This is a genomic window from Microbacterium hydrothermale, from assembly GCF_004854025.1.
In the GTDB taxonomy this organism is placed as follows: domain Bacteria; phylum Actinomycetota; class Actinomycetes; order Actinomycetales; family Microbacteriaceae; genus Microbacterium; species Microbacterium hydrothermale.
On sequence record NZ_STGM01000001.1, the window covers coordinates 697,615 to 715,452 of the forward strand.

The window sequence follows — 17,838 nt, forward strand, 5'->3', positions numbered from 1 at the left end:
GCTCAGCCCCTCGCGCTCAGGCCAGCGTGATCAGGTCGGCGTAGTCGCGACCCCAGATGTCCTCGACGCCGTCGGGGAGGATGAGCACGCGCTCGGGGTTGAGCGCCTCGACGGCGCCCTCGTCGTGCGAGACGAGCACGACGGCGCCCTCGTAGTGCGCGAGCGCGCCGAGGATCTCCTCGCGCGAGGCGGGGTCGAGGTTGTTCGTGGGCTCGTCGAGCAGCAGCATGTTCGCCGACGACACCACGAGCGTCGCGAGCGACAGACGGGTCTTTTCTCCACCCGAGAGCACCCCGGCGGGCTTGAGCACGTCGTCTCCGACGAACAGGAACGAACCGAGCACCTTGCGCGCCTCGGTGGCCGTGATGTGCGGCGCCGACGACATCATGTTCTCGAGGACCGACCGGTTCACGTCGAGGTTCTCGTGCTCCTGCGCGTAGTAGCCGATCTTGAGGCCGTGACCCGGCTCGAGCTGGCCGGTGTCGGGCTGGTCGACGCCCGCGAGGATGCGCAACAGCGTCGTCTTGCCGGCACCGTTGAGGCCCAGGATGACGACGCGCGACCCGCGGTCGATCGCCAGGTCGACGTCGGTGAAGATCTCGAGCGACCCGTACGACTTCGACAGACCGGATGCCATGAGCGGCGTCTTGCCGCAGGGCGCGGGCTTCGGGAACCGGAGCTTGGCGACGCGCTCGTCCTGACGCACGTCGTCGAGGCCCGACAGCATCTTCTCGGCGCGCGCGACCATCTGGTGCGCGGCCGCGGCCTTCGAGGCCTTCGCGCCGAAGCGCGCGGCCTGCAGCTGCAACGCCGTGGCCTTCTTCTCGACGTTGGCGCGCTCCTTCTTGCGACGCTCCTCGTCGGCCACCCGCTGGCGCAGGTAGTTCTTCCAGTTCATGTTGTAGACGTCGATGACCTGGCGGTTGGCGTCGAGGTAGAACACGCGGTTCACCGTCTCGCCGACGAGCTCCACGTCGTGCGAGATCACGATGAGCCCGCCCTTGTAGCCCTTGAGGAACTCGCGCAGCCACACGACGCTGTCGGCGTCGAGGTGGTTGGTCGGCTCGTCGAGGATCATCGTCTGCGCGTCCGAGAAGAGGATGCGCGCGAGCTCGATGCGGCGCCGCTGACCACCCGAGAGGGTCTTCAGCGGCTGGTCGAGGATGCGGTCGGGCAGCGACAGGTTGTGCGCGATCGAGGCCGCCTCGGCCTCGGCGGCGTAGCCGCCCGCCGCTTCGAACTGCTCGGTGAGGCGCGCGTACTTCTTCATGGCCTTCGCCGCGACCGCGGCGTCGTCGTCACCCATCGCCATCGACGCCTCGTGCATGCCGAGGGCGAGCGAGCCCAGCCCGCGGGCATCGAGGATGCGCGTACGCGCGAGCATCTCGGGGTCACCGGATCGCGGATCCTGGGGCAGATACCCCAGTTCGCCGGAGCGGTCGACGCCGCCGTTCGAGGGCAGCAGGTCGCCGGCGAGCACCTTGGTGAGGGTGGTCTTTCCGGCTCCGTTGCGTCCGACGAGGCCGATCTTGTCGCCGTCGGAGACGCGGAACGCCACGTCGGACATGAGCACGCGGGCGCCCACGCGGATCTCGAGGTCGTGCACGGCGAGCACAGCGAACGTCCGTTCAGTCGGGGAAGGGTGAGAGGCCGAGAGAGGCCAGCCATCCAGTATACGGCGCGCCGCGAGCGGCCTCGGCGCGACCGCCGTCGCCCGACGGAGGAGACATCGGATGCCGGTACCTCGGCGTCGAGACGATCGCCCGGTTCATCGGCATCCGGGTTTGCGTTCTCACCCGGAGCCTGACCTAAACTAAGCCTATCCTTACCTAACACGCAGGAGGCTCTTCGTGTCCCGATTCCGCGCTCTGGCGGCCCTCGCCGTCGGTTCCGCCCTCGTCCTCACCGGCTGCGCCGGCACCTCGGCCGCGCCCGGCGAGGAGCAAGCCGCGTCCGACGACGCCGGGTTCCCCGTCACGATCGAGCACGCCCTGGGCGAGACCACGATCCCCGCCGCGCCGAAGCGCGTCGTCACCGTCAGCTGGGGCAACCAGGAGGCTGCGCTCGCTCTCGGCGTCGTCCCCGTGGCCATGCCCAAGGTCACCTGGGGCGACGAGGACGGCGACGGCATGCTGCCCTGGGTCAAAGACAAGCTCGACGAGCTCGGCGCCGAGACCCCCGTGCTCATGGACGAGACGAACGGCTTCGACTACGAGGCCATCGCCGACGCCAAGCCCGACGTCATCCTCGGCGCCTACTCCGGCATGACGCAGGAGCAGTACGACACCCTGAGCAAGATCGCGCCCGTCGTGGCCTACCCCGAGATCGCCTGGGGCACCACGTGGCAGCAGATGACGCTGACGGATGCCAAGGCCCTCGGCCTCGAGGACGAAGCCGAGGCCCTCGTCTCCGACCTCGAGAAGCACGTCACCGACACGGCGGCGGAGTACCCCGCACTCGCCGGCAAGAAGACGCTCTTCACCTACATCGACCCGACCGACCTCAGCACGGTCGGCTACTACTCGACGAAGGACCCCCGCGCGACCTACCTCACCGAGCTCGGGATGACGCCGTCGTCGGCGGTCGAGACCTCCAGCGCCGCGGGAGACACGTTCTGGTTCACCGAGAGCACCGAGAACATCGAGAACTTCTCCGACGTGCAGGTGCTCACCGGATACGGCACCGACGCCACCCTCGCCCAGCTGCAGGCCGACCCGCTGTGGTCGCGCATCCCGGCCATCGCCCAGGGAGCGGTCGCGTTCCTGCCCGACGACACCACGATGGCCGCGGCCGGCAACCCCAGCCCGCTGTCGATCGGCACCTCCTACGGCGACGACTACATCGCCCTCGTGGGGGCCGCCGCCGCCAAGGCCACGTCCTGATGCACGGCCTCCGTCCCTCGACGCGATGACCGCTCACGCACCGACCGTCACCGCCCCCGGCGCCGCCCCCGCGCGTCGCTGGGGGCGGCGACGCGTCGTCGGCGTGACGGTCCTCGTCGCGCTGCTCGTCGCCGCGGCGGTGCTGTCGGTCACCTTCGGTGCGCGCGATGTCACGGCCGCCGACGTCTGGGCGGGCCTCGCCGGCTCCACGGACTCCACCTCGGCCGCCGCCGTCGCCAAGCGCATCCCGCGCACGGTCCTCGCGATCCTCGTGGGAGCCGCTCTCGCCGTCTCCGGCGCCGTGCTGCAGGGGGCGACGCGCAATCCGCTCGCCGACCCCCAGATCCTCGGGATCAACGGGGGCGCGGGACTGGCCATCGTCACCGGCATCGCGTTCTTCGGCCTCAGCTCGCCCTCCACCTATATCTGGGTCGGCATGGCCGGCGCCGGCGCCGCGGCCGTGCTCGTCTACGCGATCGGTTCGCTGGGCCGCGGCGGGGCGACCCCTCTCCGCCTCGCGCTGGCCGGAGCGGTCACCGCGGTGGCGTTCAGTTCTCTCACCAGCGCGATCCTGCTGCCCCGCACCGAGGTGATGAACGTCTTCCGCTTCTGGCAGATCGGCGGCGTCGGAGGCGCCACGGTCGAGACCATCGGCCAGGTGCTGCCGTTCCTGATCGTCGGTCTGATCGTGTGCCTCGCGAGCGCGCCGGCGCTGAACACCCTCGCGCTGGGCGACGAGCTCGCCGCGGGCCTCGGCGCCCGCGTGCGCACCGCCCGCCTCATCGCCACCGCCGGCGCCGTCGTCCTGTGCGGCGCCGCGACCGCCGTCGCTGGCCCCATCGGCTTCGTGGGACTCGTCGTCCCGCACATGCTGCGCCTCATCGTGGGCGTCGACCACCGCTGGCTGCTGCCCGTCTCGGCCCTGGGAGGCGCGACCCTGCTCACCCTCGCCGACGTCGTCGGTCGCGTCGTCGCCCGCCCCGAGGAGATCGAGGTCGGCATCGTCACCGCGCTCATCGGCGCCCCCTTCTTCATCGCCCTCGTCCGCCGCCAGAAGATGAGGGCCCTGTGACCACGTCCCTGACCCGCCCCGGCGCCCTCGCGTCCGCCGCGCCCGACACCCTGGCATCCGTCGTCTCCGGCCGACGTCGCCGCCGCCGCCGCTGGGTGGCCGTCACCGGCACGCTCGCCGCACTCGTCGTCGTGGCGTTCGTGCTGAGCCTCATGCTCGGCCAGACCTTCTACACGCCCGCCGAGGTGTGGGGCGTACTGACCGGCCAGCGCGTCGCGGGCGCGTCGTTCACGGTCGGCGAGCTGCGCCTGCCGCGCGCGATGACCGCTCTGCTGACGGGACTGTGCTTCGGCATGGGCGGTGTCGTGTTCCAGACCATGCTGCGCAACGCCCTCGCGAGCCCCGACGTCATCGGCATCAACACGGGTGCGAGCGCCGCCGCGGTGATCGGCATCGTCGTGCTGGGCTGGGGCGAGACCGCGGTGTCGTTCCTCGCGATGGCGGCGGCCCTGATCGCCGCCCTCGCGATCTACCTGCTGTCGTACCGCGACGGCAGCTCCGGCGCCCGGCTCATCCTCGTCGGCATCGGCGTCGCCGCGATGTGCCAGGCGGTGGTGTCGTACGTCGTGGCGCGCGCCGCGCAGTACGACCTCCCGGCCGCGATGCGGTGGATCACCGGCAACCTCAACGACGCGACGTGGGATCGCGCGCTCCCGGTGCTGTTCGCCGTACTCGTGCTCGGGCCGGTGCTGCTCGTCCTGTCGGGGCGCCTCGAGATCCTGCGGATGGGCGACGACACCGCCGCGGCGATCGGCCTCCCCGTCGAGCGCAGCCGCCTGCTGCTCATCGTCGCCGCCGTCGGTCTCCTCGCCTTCGGCACGGCGGCGGCGGGCCCGATCGCGTTCGTGTCGTTCCTGGCCGGGCCCATCGCGGTGCGCCTGCTCGGACCCGTCGGTTCGCCGATCCTCCCCGCCGGCCTCGTCGGCGCCCTGCTCGTGCTGGTGGCCGACTACGTCGCCCAGTACGCCTTCGGCACGCGCCTGCCCGTCGGTGTGATCACCGGCGTGCTCGGCGCGCCCTACCTCATCTTCCTGCTCATCCGCAGCAGCCGATCCGAAGGAACCTCGCTATGACGCGAGCCGCCATGACGCTAGCCGCCTCGGCATCCGCCGCCACCCGCCTCGAAGGAACGACACGATGACTCTTGAGCGCAGCCTGACCGCCGAGGGCGTCACCCTCGGCTACGGAGACCGGACGATCGTCGACTCCCTCGATCTCTCCCTGCCCCCGGGCAAGGTCACCGCGATCGTCGGCGCGAACGCGTGCGGCAAGTCGACGCTGCTCAAGGCCATGGCGCGTCTGCTCTCCCCCACCACCGGACAGGTGCTGCTCGACGGCAAGGCGATCCACCGGATGCCGACGAAGCAGGTCGCGCGCGTGCTCGGGCTCCTCCCCCAGTCCCCCGTCGCCCCCGACGGCATCGCGGTGTCCGACCTCGTCAGCCGCGGTCGGCACCCGCACCAGGGCGCGCTCTCGCGGTGGACGCGCACCGACGACGACGCCGTGGCGCGCGCGCTCGACGCGACCGACACGGCCCACCTCGCCGACCGTCACGTCGACCAGCTCAGCGGTGGTCAGCGTCAGCGCGTGTGGATCGCGATGGCCCTCGCGCAGGAGACCGACGTCCTGCTGCTCGACGAGCCCACGACGTTCCTCGACATCAGCCACCAGATCGACGTGCTCGACCTGCTCACCGACCTCAATCGCGAGCGCGGCACGACCGTGGCGATGGTGCTGCACGACCTCAATCTCGCGGCGCGCTACGCCGACCACCTCGTCGCGATGGCGGAGGGCCGCATCGTCGCCGCGGGCGACCCGGCCGAGGTGCTGACCGAGGAGACGGTCGAGGAGGTCTTCGGCTTGCGCAGCCGCGTCGTCGCGGATCCGCTCACGGGCCGGCCGATGATCGTGCCGATCGGTCGGCACCACACGGTCGTCGACGAGCCGGCGACGGCTCGCTGAGGGGGTTCGGCGCGGAGGGTACGCGCGGACGCGCAGGTCCGGCACGCGGGACCGGGTGTTGCGCACGCCCACGTTCGACACGCGCAAACCGGGCGCTCCGCGCCTCGGGTCGCACGCTCGGCGCGCCCGACCCGATCCCCTCGGCGCCGCGTCAGGCGGTGCGCTCGACCTGGCCCTCGCGCCAGTAGCCCATGAACGCGACGCGCTTGCGGTCGACGCCGTGCCCCTGTACGAGCAGTCGGCGCAGCGTCTTGACCGTCTGCGACTCCCCCGCGATCCAGGCGTAGAACTCGCCCTCCGAATCGGCGGGGCTGTCCCAGAGCAGGTCGACGTCGAGGTCGATGTCCTCGAGCACCTGGGGGCGGGGCGCCGCGGCACGCGAGAGGACGGCCCCGGATGCCGCGGTCCACGCCTCGACCGCGTCGATCAGCGCCTCGCCGTGGGGGCGGTCGTCGCGGGCGATCCAGGTGACGGGCAGCGTCCCGGGCGCGAGCGCGAGGGCGTCGTCGATCGTGGGCACCTCGACGAAGGCGTCGACGACGAAGCCGGAACCCAGGCCCTCGAGGATCGCGCAGATCGCCGGGGCGGCCGTCTCGTCGCCCACGAGCAGCAGGCGCTGCGCCGTTCCGGGGTGGAAGTCGATGCCCTGCGCCGAGTCCTCGCTGCGCGCGTCGGGGCCGACCACGAGGATGCTCTCCCCCTCCGCCGCCGTCTCCGCCCACGTCCCCGCGGGACCGGCGTCGTGGTGCAGCACGAAATCGATGTCGAGCTCGAGCGCCTCGGGGTCGATCCGTCGCACGGTGTAGGTGCGGAACGGCATCCGCTCCGCCTCCGGAAGGTCGCGCCAGCGCGTGTACCACTCGCCGCCGTCGATCGCCGCGGGGTCGTCCTGCCCGATGTCGCACAGGCGGCCGTCGGAGCCGGGGAGCACGAGCTTCACGCGCTGGTCGCGCCGGTCCGTGCCGAACACGGCGAAGTCGGGGCAGGTGAACGTGATGCGGGCGAAGTGCGGCGACAGGCGGCGGGCCCTCTTCACCACGGCGACGTACGGACGGTAGGCGGGGCGCGTGGCGGTCTTCACTCGCTAAGGATATCCTTACCTATCCTCGGATGCCAGGCGAGCGCCGCGCGAAACCTCGCGCGTGGACGAACACCCGGTCACGGCGCGCCGGTCAGGGAACACCGTCACGGCACGCCGGTCACGGGACGAAAGTCACGACCCCGACGGTCACGACACGCCGATCGTCCCCTGTGACCCGCGTCGTTCGGGGCCTCAAGCCCCGGAAGCCAGTCTCCCGATGCGCTCCACCGCGTCGCGCAGCACCTCGGGCGCGCACCCGACGTTGATGCGCACGTGACCGATGCCCTCCGTGCCGAACAACGGACCGTGATGCAGCGCGACGTGCGCCTCGCGGCGGATGAACGGGGCCGGATTGTCGCCCCACCCGTAGGCCGACACGTCGACCCACGCGAGGAAGCCCGCGTCCGGCATCCGGTAGCGCGCACGCGGAAGGTGCTCGGCCAGCAGGTCGGCGAGCAGCCGTCGGTTCTCGTCCAGCGCCGCCAGCAGCGACGCGAGCCACGGGTCGCTCTCCGCGGCGAAGGCCGCGCGGTTGGCGATCACTCCGAACAGGCCCGCGCGCCACTCCACCTCCCAGGGCAGCGAGCGCACGACCTGGGCCGTCTCCTCCGCCCCGGTCACGATCACCGCGCACTTCAGCCCCGCGAGGTTGTAGGTCTTGCTCGCGCTCGTCACGGCGTAGCCGACCGCGGCGGCCTCAGGGCCGGCATCCAGGAAGGGCGTGAACACCGCGGGAGCGTGCGTGAGGGGGGCGTGGATCTCGTCGCTCACCACGCTCGCGCCGTAGCGCGCCGCGAGGCGGGCGAGGGCGGCGAGGCTGTCGCGCGTGTGCACCGTTCCGGTCGGATTGTGCGGATTGCACAGCAGCACCGCACGGGCCCCGGATGCCAGGGCCCTCTCGATCCCGTCGAGGTCGAGGCTCCACCGGTCCCCGTCGTCGACCAGCGGCACGCGCTCGACGACCGCGCCGGCCTCCTCCACCGTGTCGTAGAACGGCGGATAGACCGGGGGCGTCACCACCACGCGATCGCCCGGGACGGTCACGGCGCGGAGCACCTCGACGACGCCCATCATGACATCACCCGTCCACCGCACGCGCGACGGGTCGATCGTCCAGCCCCACCGCCGGTCGGCGTAAGCGGCGAAGTCGAGATCGATGCCCGGACGCGGCGGGGTGTATCCGGTGTCGCCGATCTCGACCGCGCGCTGCAGCGCCGCGGTGATCGCGGGCGCGAGGGGGAAGTCGGTCTCGGCGACGAACATGGGGATGACGTCGTCGCCGTACGAGCGCCACTTCGTGCTGGAGCGCTGGCGGAGGAGGTCCAGGGGCAGGGCCTTCAGGGGGGTGACGCTCATGTCATCGAGGCTACCGAAGGCGCGCCGGCGCCTCGCGGTCCCTCGACACCCTGCGTCATGCGCGATTCACCGCCGGAACGTCCCCATCCGATGCTGGTCGAAGTACTCGAGCACGAGCGAGCCGTCGGAGCCGAACGTCGCTCGCGAGACCGTTCCCTCGGTGGCGTTCTCCCCCGTGGGGGCGAACGTGAACACGTCGCCGTCCCAGGGGCTCAGCGTCCATCGCCCGGTCGGGCCCAGCGCCAGCTGCAGCGCGCCGTCGACGACGCTCACCGTGGCGTCGCCGAAGTAGTCGTTCCGGTAGACGCCCGCGTACCGGTCCAGCGCGGCCGGGGGCGTCGCATCCGCGGGGCGGTCCTTCCCGGCGAGGGTCCCCAGCGGCGCGGCCATGTCCGCGAAGATCCCGGTGTACAGCCCGAGCCAGTCCTGACGCTGCGCGCCGTACTGCGCGATGTCGGCGAAGCGACCCGCGATGCCCTCCGCGACGCCGTTGGCCTCGCCATTCGAGAGCACCACGATCCCGAGGTCGGCCGCGGGCAGCATCTTCACCGTCGTGCCGGTGCCGAGCCGGAACGCACCCGAGTGGTTGACGTCGACGAGACCGCCCGCGGTCGTCGTGACGTTGAAGCCGTACCCGTAGAAACCCGCCCTCTGGCTCATCGTCGACACGGCCGGGTCCCGCCCCGTCATGATCTGCGGGGTGACGGCGGGCAGCAGCGCCTCTCGGCTGACGAATGCGTCGTCGCCCGCTCCGGCGGCGAGCACCATCGTCATCCAGCGCGCCATGTCGGTGACACTCGAGCTCACCCCTCCGGCCGGCGACTGCGCGTCGGGCCGGCGCGGCTCGGGACTCACGACCCACGCGCCGTCCACCCGCTGGTGCCCCAGGGCGCGGTTCTCGCGCGCCTCGAGATCCGAGAACCGCGACGAGGTGGAGGTCATGCCGAGGGGCGCGTAGAGCCACCGCTCGGAGAGGTCGGCCCAGTCCTCACCGGCCGCGGCGGCGACCGACTCGGCCGCGGCGGTGATGTCGAAGTTGCCGTAGGCGTAGGTGCGGCGGAACCCCTCGAGCGGGACGAGCCGCAGCCGCTCCAGCACCGCGGCGCGGTCGTAGCCGATCTCCTCCAGCTCGTCGCCCGCGTGCTCGAACAGCCCGGACCGGTGCGCGTACAGATCGCCGATCGTGAGGTTCGCCGACACCCACGGGTCCGACAGCGCGAAGGAGGGCAGGTTCTCCTGCACGGGCGTGTCCCACGTGACCACGCCCTCGTCGATCGCGCGCGCGATCACCGTCGCGCCGACGGACTTCGACACGGATGCCATCGCGAACACCGTGTCCTCGTCGACCGGCTCCCCGGTGTCGAGGTTGCGCACGCCGTATCCGCGGGCGAACACGGTCTCTCCCCCGTGGACGACGGCGACCGCGACACCGGGAGTCCCGGTCGCGTCCATCGCCGCTTTCACGGAGGCGTCGATGTCGGCCACGGCGGCCGCCACGGTGGCATCCGTCACGTGAACCAGAGCGTCGACGCGAGGGTCCGCGGCGACGGGGGCGGAGGTCGTCTCTACCGCCGGAACGGGGTCGGCGGTGCATCCGGATGCCACCGCCGGGAGCAGCAGCACGGGGACGACGACCGCGGCGATGCGGGGTGCGCGCGTTCTCATGCGCGAAGTGTGCTCGCCGGGGACACGGACGGCAACGGCCCGCGGGGCAGTGTTGTCGTTTCGCAACGCGACGCCGCCCGGGACGACCGCGGATGCCGCGCTCTCGACGTCCCTCGACTGCCGCGAACGACGAACGCCCGCCCCCGGAGGGGCGGGCGTTCGTGCAGCGGGCGTCAGATCGCGAAGCCGAGGGCGCGCATCATGTCGCGGCCATCGTCGGTGATCCGCTCGGGGCCCCACGGCGGCATCCACACCCAATTGATGCGGAAGCGATCCACGACGTTGTCGAGGGCCTGAGCCGTCTGCTCTTCGAGGACGTCGGTCAGGGGGCACCCGGCCGAGGTCAGGGTCATGTGGATGACGAGCGCGTCGTTCTCGTCGTCCCACGCGAGGTCGTAGATGAGGCCGAGGTCGACGACGTTGATCCCCAGTTCGGGGTCCATGACGTCTTTCAGGGCCTCGGTGACCTCGTCGTACTTCTCGGGAGCGAGCGTTGCGGTCATGTAACGATCTTACGCGTCGATCGGCGTACCGGCCTCGAGGAAGCGGTCGTAGCCCTCTTCCTCGAGTCGGTCGGCGAGCTCGGGGCCGCCCTCTTCGACGATGCGGCCCTTGACCACGACGTGCACGAAGTCGGGGCGGATGTAGCGCAGGATGCGCGTGTAGTGCGTGATGAGCAGCACACCGAGGTCGGTCTGCTCCTTCGCGCGGTTCACGCCCTCCGACACGATCTTCAGCGCGTCGACGTCGAGACCGGAGTCGGTCTCGTCGAGCACGGCGATCTTCGGCTTGAGCAGCTCGAGCTGGAGGATCTCGTGGCGCTTCTTCTCGCCGCCCGAGAAGCCCTCGTTGACGTTGCGCGACGCGAACTTCGCGTCCATGCGCAGGTTCTCCATGGCGCCCTTGACGTCCTTGGTCCAGCTGCGGATCGCCGGCGCCTCGCCGTCGATGGCCGTCTTGGCCGTGCGCAGGAAGTTGGTGACCGTCACGCCCGGGATCTCGACCGGGTACTGCATCGCCAGGAAGAGACCGGCGCGGGCGCGCTCGTCGACGCTCATCTCGAGAACGTCCTCACCGTCGAGGGTGATGGAGCCGCTCGTGACGGTGTACTTGGGGTGACCGGCGATCGTGTACGCCAGGGTCGACTTGCCGGAGCCGTTGGGGCCCATGATGGCGTGGGTCTCACCGGTGCGCATGGTCAGCGTCACGCCGTTGAGGATCGGGGTCGTACCGTTCTCCGTCTCGACCGTCACGTGGAGGTCGCGGATCTCGAGGACAGACATGGGGGTGATTCCTTACTCGTAAAGTCTCGGGTCGGGCGCGGCTCAGGCCGTCGCCTTGGTGACGGACGGATCGATGAGCACGTCGTCTCCGTCGATCACGACCTCGAACACGGGGACCGGCTCGTAGGCCGGGAGGTTCAACGGGCGGCCGGTCTTCAGCGAGAACGCCGAGCCGTGGGCCCAGCACTCGAGCGTCTCGCCCTCGACGAAACCGTCGGAGAGCGAGATGTCGCCGTGCGTGCAGACGTCGCCGATGGCGTGCACGTCACCGTTGCCGTCGAGCACGACGGCGATCGCGACGCCGTCGATCTCGACGCGACGGGCCTCGTCCTGGACGAGTTCGCTCAGCGCGCAGGCGCGGGTCGCGCTCACGCGGCAGCCCCCTCGGCCAGCTCGTGCTCGATGGCCTCGATGAGCTCGGTCTCGAGCTCGGGGATGCCGATGCGCTGCACGATCTCGCTGAGGAAGCCGAGCACGACCAGGCGGCGCGCCTCGTCTTCGGCGATGCCGCGGGCCTGCAGGTAGAACAGCTGCTCGTCGTCGAAGCGACCCGTGGCGCTGGCGTGACCCGCGCCCTGGATGTCGCCGGTCTCGATCTCGAGGTTCGGGATCGAGTCGGCGCGCGCGCCGTCGGTGAGCACGAGGTTACGGTTGGCCTCGTAGGAGTCGGTGCCGGTGGCATCCGGTCCGATGAGCACGTCGCCGATCCACACGCTCCGGGCGCTCTCGCCCTGCAGGGCGCCCTTGTAGAGCACGTCGCCGACCGTGTGGGGTCCCTTGTGGTGCAGGTACACCTGCGACTCGAGGTGCTGGCCGGCGTCGGAGAACGACAGGCCGTACAGGCGCCCCTCGGCCCCCGGACCCGAGAGCTCCACGGAGGGGTTGACCCGCACGACGCCGCCGCCGAAGCTCACCACGACGTGCGTGAGCTTGGCGTCGCGGTCGACGCGGGCCTGGTGCGAGGCCGCGTGCACGGTGTCGTCGTTCCAGCGCTGCACCGACACGACGGTCAACTCGGCCCCGTCGCGGACGATGATCTCGACGTTCTGCGCGTGGTTCGCCGAGCCCTCGTGACGCAGCACCACGGTGCCGCGCGAGTTCGGCTGCGCCTCGATCACGACGTGGGCGTGCGCGAGGCCACCCGTGCCGGTGAGGCGCACGACGACGGGCTCGTCGAGCTCCACGTTCGCGGGGATGCGCAGCAGCGGAGCCTCGGCCTCGTGCGTCCAGGCGAGGGCGGCGGGCAGGTCCTCCGGACGGAAGTGCTCCCCGCGCGGCGCGTCGCCGGCCGCGAGACGCAGCTGCTCGACAGCGGCGGGCGCCTCGACGTCGACGGTCATGACGCCGGTGGGACCGGCCTCATCGACGAAGAGCGGCGCGAGCCGGTCGATCGGGCTGAGCTTCCAGTTGACCTCGCGCCCCGTGGGGGTGCCGAAGTCGGCCGGGTCGAACGAGGTCTTCCGCTCCGAGCGCGTCTGCACCGGAACGACGGATGCCACGAGGGCTGCCGGGTCGATGTGACCCTCGGCGGCTGCGGGGGTTTCGGTCGCAGTCGTCACTTAACCAACACTGCCTTCCATGCCCATCTCGATGAGCTTGTTGAGTTCGAGCGCGTACTCCATCGGGAGCTCGCGGGCGATCGGCTCGATGAAGCCGCGCACGATCATCGCCATGGCCTCGTCTTCGGGGAGGCCACGCGACTGCAGGTAGAAGAGCTGCTCCTCGCTGACCTTCGAGACCGTGGCCTCGTGGCCGAGCTGCACGTCGTCGACACGGATGTCGATCGCGGGGTACGTGTCGCTGCGCGAGATCGTGTCGACCAGCAGGGCGTCGCAGCGCACCGTGTTCGCGGAGTGGTGCGCGTTGGCGTCGACGCGGACCTCGCCGCGGTAGCCGGCGCGACCGCCGCCGCGGGCGATCGACTTCGAGACGATCGACGACTGCGTGTACGGCGCCATGTGGATCATCTTCGCGCCGGCGTCCTGGTGCTGACCGGGACCGGCGAAGGCGACCGAGAGCGTCTCGCCCTTGGCGTGCTCGCCCATCAGGTAGATGGAGGGGTACTTCATCGTCACCTTGGAGCCGATGTTGCCGTCGACCCACTCCATGGTCGCGCCCTCGTGGGCGACGGCGCGCTTGGTGACGAGGTTGTAGACGTTGTTCGACCAGTTCTGGATCGTCGTGTAGCGCACGCGGGCGTTCTTCTTCACGATGATCTCGACGACGGCCGAGTGCAGCGAGTCGGACTTGTAGATCGGGGCCGTGCAGCCCTCGATGTAGTGCACGTAGCTGTCTTCGTCGGCGATGATCAGGGTCCGCTCGAACTGACCCATGTTCTCGGTGTTGATGCGGAAGTACGCCTGCAGCGGGATCTCGACGTGCACGCCCTTCGGGACGTACACGAACGAACCGCCCGACCACACCGCGGTGTTCAGCGCGGCGAACTTGTTGTCACCGGCCGGGATGACGGTGCCGAAGTACTCCTCGAAGAACTCGGGGTGCTCGCGCAGGGCCGTGTCGGTGTCCATGAAGATGACGCCCTGCTGCTCCAGGTCCTCACGGATCTGGTGGTACACGACCTCGGACTCGTACTGCGCGGCGACGCCGGCGACGAGACGCTGGCGCTCCGCCTCGGGGATGCCGAGCTTCTCGTAGGTGTTGCGGATCTCCTCCGGGAGGTCCTCCCACGACTGCGCCTGCTTCTCGGTCGAGCGCACGAAGTACTTGATGTTGTCGAAGTCGATGTCGCTGAGGTCGGCGCCCCAGGTGGGCATCGGCTTCTTTCCGAAGAGCTGGTACCCCTTCAGACGGGTCTTCAGCATCCACTCGGGCTCGGACTTCAACGCGGAGATGCCGCGCACGACGTCCTCGTTGATGCCGCGCTGCGCGACGGCGCCCGCGGCGTCGGTGTCGTGCCAGCCGAACTCGTATTGCCCCAGGCTCTCGAGCTCTGGTCGGTCGATGAGGACATCGGACATGGTGATCACTCTCCTTCTCGGGCCTCAACGGTGTCATCCGCCCCGACATTCCGGACTTCGGTCGAAGTCCCAGGTTCGTCGCTGGTGGGCCCGCTCGAAGGCGCTGGCTGCGCGCCTAGACTGTCTCTCGTGCGGATCGCGTGAGCGCTGCACACGGACCCTTCGATTCTACAGGCAACACCCGCTCCCGGCATGGCAGACCCGCTCCCCCGCACGCCGGGACCGCCCCGACGCCAGGAAGCCGCACGCATGCCCTCCGCCCCGTCCTCCTCCCCCTCGACCCGCATCCCCGCGGTGCTGCAGCGCGTCGTCGCCTGGCTGCCCGCGCAGGTCGACCGCCGGGTCCGCGTCTTCGCCTGGCTCTCGTTCGTAGCCGAGGTGCTCATCATCGGCACCGGCGGCGCCGTCCGCCTCACCGGCTCCGGCCTCGGCTGCCCCACGTGGCCGCGATGCACGCCCGACTCCCTCGTGAACACCCCCGAGATGGGCATCCACGGGATCATCGAGTTCGGCAACCGCACGCTGACGGGTCTCGTCGGCATCCTCGCCCTCGCCGTCGTCGTGCTCGTCTGGCGCATGCGGCACGAGCGCCGCGTGCTGTTCGTGCTCTCGCTCATCGTGCTGGGCGGCATCGTGGCCCAGGCGATCGTGGGCGGCATCACGGTGCTCACGGGCCTCAACCCCTTCATCGTCGGCTTCCACTACGTCGCCTCGGTGTCGCTGGTGGCGGTGTGCGCGGCCTTCCTCGTGCGGATGTACCAGCCCGCGGGGGCGCGCACCCTCGCCGTGCCGCGGTGGTTCGCCGGTCTCGTGCACGCCACCACCGGAGTGCTCGCCCTGACGATCGTCTTCGGCGTGCTCACCACGGGGGCCGGCCCCCACTCCGGCGACGAGGCCTCGGTGCGCAACGGTTTCGATGCGCAGACTCTCGAGCACGTCCACGCGTGGCCCGGGTACGCCCTGTTCGCCCTCACCCTCGTCGTCGTGGTGACCGCCTGGCGTCTGCGTCTGCCGGTGCGCCGCTGGGCGACCGCGCTGCTGGCGGTCGAGCTCGTGCAGATCGCCGTGGGCCTCTACCAGGCGCGCAACGGCCTGCCCGAGATCGCCGTGGGCACGCACATGGTGCTCGCCGCCCTCGCCGCCGCGACCATGACCGTCGTGGTGCTGCGGCTGAAGAAGCCGGTCGCCGCCGCCGACGCGGAGCGCCGACGCGTGACCGCCGACGCCCACGCGTGAGCGCTCGCGGGCCCCTTATACGCTCATAGGGCATTCATCGGCGACCCCTAGGGCCCATGAGGGGTGGTGGGACACCCTGGACATTCCGGGTTCGCGCCCGGGCCGCCCGATGCCACCGCGTCGGGACACGCCAGTCCGGTGACCCCCGCACCGGAACGACAAGGAGTACATCCCATGAAGACCCGTCCCCGCCTGGTGACCAGCATCCCGTTCTGGGTGCTCGTCGTCGGATCCCTGGCCGCCATCGCCGGTGGACTCGCGATCGTCCTCAACGGGATCGACGCGATGGAGCAGGTGCTCAACGACCCCAACGCCACCGTCGTGCAGGTGTACGTCGGCCAGTCCTGGGTCGTCGTGGGCGCCGCCGTCCTCGGAGCCGGCGCCATCGGCATCGTCGCCGTCCTGGCCCTCGCCGCCGCGACCGCCCTCGTGCGTCGCCCCGACGTGTCGGTCGAGACGATCGACTGGTCCAGCGACGAGGAGACGGCTCCGCAGAGCGCCGCCCCCTTCGCCCCGGCCACGACCGCCACCCCCCTCGCGGTCGAGGATGCCGATGTCGAGGTGCCCTCGACGGCCACCGCTCCCCCGCAGGCCCGCGCGGCCGCGAACCACGATGAGCCCCGCCTCGACGCCGGAGACGACGCGACGCGTCGCTGATCCGCTCTCCGCGAAGCGCCCGCCCCACTCACCCGGGGGCGGGCGCTTCGCGCGTCGGGGACGAGAGACGTCGCCTAGGCTGAACCGATGTTCTCGTTGCGCACGACCCGGGAAGAGGACTGGCCCCACGTGCGGGAGTTCCGCATCGAGAACGCCTTCGACAACCCCGTTTCGTGGACCGCGACCGTCGAGGAGACGTTGCTCATCCCCGAGGACGGCTGGAGGATGCGTGGGCGCCGCGGCGAGAATGCCGACACGACCAGCGTCGTCGCCACGGACGATGCGTCAGGCCGCTGGCTCGGCATGATGAACGCGCAGCTCGGCGACGCGCACGGCCCCGAGCCCGTGCTCACGGGCGTCTACGTAACCCCCGACGCGCGCGGGCGCGAGAACGGCGTCACCGATGCCCTGCTCGACGTCATCGTGCGGTGGGCCGATTCGCGCGGAACGGTCCTGCGACTCTGGGTGGCTGACGGCGCGGTGGCCGCTCGACGGTTCTACGCCCGCAGGGGTTTCGTACCCACCGGACGGACGCAGGAACTGCGCGTGCGCGGACGAGCGCCTCGCCCCGACGACGGAGAAGTCGTGGAGATGAGCCTTGCACTCACCACGGATGCCGACGGCCCCGCGTCCCACGACTGACCGCGACCGCGGGGCGTCCCCGTGAGGCCGAGAGCCGGCATCCGGAAACGGCGAAGCGCCCGCCCCGAGAAAGGGACGGGCGCTGTCGGATCCGATCAGAAGGGCAGCAGCGGGTCGACCGCGATGGCCACGAAGAGCAGGGTGAGGTAGGTGATCGACGCGTGGAACACGCGCATCGGCCGCGGCTCGCCCCCGCGGACGGCGCGCGAGTAGAGGCGGTGCGACTCGTAGATGAACCATCCGCCGAAGACCAGCGCCGAGACCGTGTAGACCAGTCCCATCGGAGCGACAGGGATCAGCAGCAGCGAGCACGCCACGGTCGCCCACGCGTAGAGGATGACCTGCAGGCCCACCTGCGATCCGCTGCGCGTGGCGCCGAGCATCGGCACGTCGACCTCGTCGTACTGGGCGGCGTACTTCATCGACAGCGGCCAGTAGTGCGGCGGCGTCCACAGGAACACCAGGGCGAACAGGATGAACGGCGCCCACGACAGCGAGCCCGTCACCGCGGACCAGCCGATGAGCACCGGGAAGCAGCCCGCGATCCCGCCCCACACGATGTTCTGCTCGGTGCGGCGCTTGAGGATCATCGTGTAGATGACGACGTAGAAGAAGATGGCCGCTGCGGACAGCCCCGCCGCGAGCGGGTTCGTGAAGGCCCACAGCCACACCGTGGAGAAGACCGCGAGCGTCCACGCGAAGACGAGGGCCCCGCGCGGCGAGACCTCTCCCGTCACGAGCGGACGGTTCACCGTGCGCTGCATGTGCGCGTCGATGTCGCGGTCGAGGTACATGTTGAACGCGGCCGCCGATCCGGCGCTCAGCGAGCCGCCGATGACGGTCGCCAGGATCAACCAGAGGTTCGGCAGGCCGCCCTGCGCGAGGATCATCACCGGAACGGTGGTCACCAGCAGGAGCTCGAGGACGCGGGGCTTCGTCAGAGCGACGTAGGCCCGAAGAGTGCGTCCGACGGAGCGGCGATCGGTCGTCGCAATGACGTGCGACGTCGTCGAGATGTCCATCG

The 17,838-nt window shown here is 70.7% G+C and carries 17 protein-coding genes; 7 read left to right on the forward strand and 10 right to left on the reverse strand.

What is annotated here, in order from left to right; genetic code table 11:
- Positions 1 to 16: 16 nt before the first annotated feature.
- Complete coding sequence (locus tag FB047_RS03380; protein WP_136585782.1) at positions 17 to 1,615, reverse strand: ABC-F family ATP-binding cassette domain-containing protein; 1,599 nt, start codon at positions 1,613 to 1,615, stop codon at positions 17 to 19.
- Positions 1,616 to 1,850: 235 nt separating this feature from the next.
- On the opposite strand from FB047_RS03380, the gene FB047_RS03385 reads away from it, so the two are divergent.
- The 4 genes from FB047_RS03385 (at position 1,851) to FB047_RS03400 (ending at position 5,916) form a co-directional block, all read left to right on the forward strand.
- The gene (locus FB047_RS03385) at positions 1,851 to 2,882 is read left to right on the forward strand and encodes an iron-siderophore ABC transporter substrate-binding protein (RefSeq protein ID WP_136585783.1); all 1,032 of its coding nucleotides are present in this window, start codon (positions 1,851 to 1,853) and stop codon (positions 2,880 to 2,882) included.
- Between the two features lie 25 nt (positions 2,883 to 2,907).
- Entirely contained in the window at positions 2,908 to 3,954 is a 1,047-nt protein-coding gene (locus FB047_RS03390) for a FecCD family ABC transporter permease (RefSeq protein ID WP_136585784.1), read from the forward strand.
- The gene (locus FB047_RS03395) at positions 3,951 to 5,027 is read left to right on the forward strand and encodes a FecCD family ABC transporter permease (RefSeq protein ID WP_240752536.1); all 1,077 of its coding nucleotides are present in this window, start codon (positions 3,951 to 3,953) and stop codon (positions 5,025 to 5,027) included. Before FB047_RS03390 ends, FB047_RS03395 begins: the two co-directional genes overlap by 4 nt.
- A 64-nt stretch (positions 5,028 to 5,091) precedes the next feature.
- Positions 5,092 to 5,916 (forward strand): ABC transporter ATP-binding protein, encoded by an 825-nt coding sequence (locus tag FB047_RS03400; protein ID WP_136585785.1) that lies wholly within the window; start codon positions 5,092 to 5,094, stop codon positions 5,914 to 5,916.
- Positions 5,917 to 6,067: 151 nt separating this feature from the next.
- On the opposite strand, the gene FB047_RS03405 is transcribed toward FB047_RS03400, so the two are convergent.
- From FB047_RS03405 to sufB, 8 genes are all read right to left on the reverse strand, one after another.
- Positions 6,068 to 6,997 carry a siderophore-interacting protein gene (locus FB047_RS03405; protein ID WP_136585786.1) on the reverse strand — a complete coding sequence of 310 codons (930 nt, stop codon included), beginning with the start codon at positions 6,995 to 6,997 and terminating at the stop codon, positions 6,068 to 6,070.
- Positions 6,998 to 7,189: 192 nt separating this feature from the next.
- Entirely contained in the window at positions 7,190 to 8,353 is a 1,164-nt protein-coding gene (locus FB047_RS03410; RefSeq protein WP_136585787.1) for a MalY/PatB family protein, read from the reverse strand.
- A gap of 66 nt (positions 8,354 to 8,419) precedes the next feature.
- Complete coding sequence (locus tag FB047_RS03415) at positions 8,420 to 10,018, reverse strand: serine hydrolase (protein WP_136585788.1); 1,599 nt, start codon at positions 10,016 to 10,018, stop codon at positions 8,420 to 8,422.
- Between the two features lie 173 nt (positions 10,019 to 10,191).
- On the reverse strand, positions 10,192 to 10,521 hold the full coding sequence (locus FB047_RS03420) for a metal-sulfur cluster assembly factor (protein WP_013586729.1): 330 nt from the start codon (positions 10,519 to 10,521) through the stop codon (positions 10,192 to 10,194).
- 9 nt (positions 10,522 to 10,530) lie between these two features.
- Positions 10,531 to 11,301, reverse strand: coding sequence for a Fe-S cluster assembly ATPase SufC (sufC, locus tag FB047_RS03425; protein ID WP_058625386.1), 771 nt, complete (start codon positions 11,299 to 11,301; stop codon positions 10,531 to 10,533).
- Between the two features lie 42 nt (positions 11,302 to 11,343).
- Positions 11,344 to 11,673, reverse strand: coding sequence for a non-heme iron oxygenase ferredoxin subunit (locus FB047_RS03430; RefSeq protein WP_058625385.1), 330 nt, complete (start codon positions 11,671 to 11,673; stop codon positions 11,344 to 11,346).
- Positions 11,670 to 12,860, reverse strand: coding sequence for a Fe-S cluster assembly protein SufD (sufD, locus tag FB047_RS03435; protein ID WP_136585789.1), 1,191 nt, complete (start codon positions 12,858 to 12,860; stop codon positions 11,670 to 11,672). Before sufD ends, FB047_RS03430 begins: the two co-directional genes overlap by 4 nt.
- Positions 12,861 to 14,279, reverse strand: coding sequence for a Fe-S cluster assembly protein SufB (gene sufB / locus FB047_RS03440; RefSeq protein ID WP_136585790.1), 1,419 nt, complete (start codon positions 14,277 to 14,279; stop codon positions 12,861 to 12,863).
- Positions 14,280 to 14,528: 249 nt separating this feature from the next.
- Here sufB and FB047_RS03445 point away from each other — a divergent pair, with 249 nt between their 5' ends.
- The 3 genes from FB047_RS03445 to FB047_RS03455 all read left to right on the forward strand — a co-directional run bounded on the left by FB047_RS03445 (position 14,529) and on the right by FB047_RS03455 (position 16,814).
- On the forward strand, positions 14,529 to 15,515 hold the full coding sequence (locus FB047_RS03445) for a COX15/CtaA family protein (RefSeq protein ID WP_136585791.1): 987 nt from the start codon (positions 14,529 to 14,531) through the stop codon (positions 15,513 to 15,515).
- A 174-nt stretch (positions 15,516 to 15,689) separates the two neighbouring features.
- Complete coding sequence (locus FB047_RS03450) at positions 15,690 to 16,172, forward strand: hypothetical protein (RefSeq protein WP_136585792.1); 483 nt, start codon at positions 15,690 to 15,692, stop codon at positions 16,170 to 16,172.
- 87 nt (positions 16,173 to 16,259) lie between these two features.
- A complete protein-coding gene (locus FB047_RS03455) occupies positions 16,260 to 16,814 on the forward strand; it encodes a GNAT family N-acetyltransferase (RefSeq protein ID WP_136585793.1) in 555 nt (184 codons plus the stop codon).
- Between the two features lie 95 nt (positions 16,815 to 16,909).
- Here the strand turns inward: FB047_RS03455 and FB047_RS03460 are convergent, their stop codons facing one another.
- Positions 16,910 to 17,836: a heme o synthase gene (locus FB047_RS03460; RefSeq protein WP_136585794.1), complete on the reverse strand. Its 927-nt coding sequence runs from the start codon at positions 17,834 to 17,836 to the stop codon at positions 16,910 to 16,912.
- Positions 17,837 to 17,838: the final 2 nt, after the last annotated feature.

Coding starts and splice junctions, on each gene's coding strand:
- FB047_RS03455 (WP_136585793.1), top strand. CDS start 16,260: ATGTTCTCGTTGCGCACGACCCGGGAAGAGGACTGGCCCCACGTGCGG.
- FB047_RS03410 (WP_136585787.1), bottom strand. CDS start 8,353: ATGAGCGTCACCCCCCTGAAGGCCCTGCCCCTGGACCTCCTCCGCCAG.
- FB047_RS03415 (WP_136585788.1), bottom strand. CDS start 10,018: ATGAGAACGCGCGCACCCCGCATCGCCGCGGTCGTCGTCCCCGTGCTG.
- FB047_RS03460 (WP_136585794.1), bottom strand. CDS start 17,836: ATGGACATCTCGACGACGTCGCACGTCATTGCGACGACCGATCGCCGC.
- FB047_RS03445 (WP_136585791.1), top strand. CDS start 14,529: ATGCCCTCCGCCCCGTCCTCCTCCCCCTCGACCCGCATCCCCGCGGTG.
- FB047_RS03400 (WP_136585785.1), top strand. CDS start 5,092: ATGACTCTTGAGCGCAGCCTGACCGCCGAGGGCGTCACCCTCGGCTAC.
- sufB (WP_136585790.1), bottom strand. CDS start 14,279: ATGTCCGATGTCCTCATCGACCGACCAGAGCTCGAGAGCCTGGGGCAA.
- sufC (WP_058625386.1), bottom strand. CDS start 11,301: ATGTCTGTCCTCGAGATCCGCGACCTCCACGTGACGGTCGAGACGGAG.
- FB047_RS03390 (WP_136585784.1), top strand. CDS start 2,908: ATGACCGCTCACGCACCGACCGTCACCGCCCCCGGCGCCGCCCCCGCG.
- FB047_RS03450 (WP_136585792.1), top strand. CDS start 15,690: ATGAAGACCCGTCCCCGCCTGGTGACCAGCATCCCGTTCTGGGTGCTC.
- FB047_RS03420 (WP_013586729.1), bottom strand. CDS start 10,521: ATGACCGCAACGCTCGCTCCCGAGAAGTACGACGAGGTCACCGAGGCC.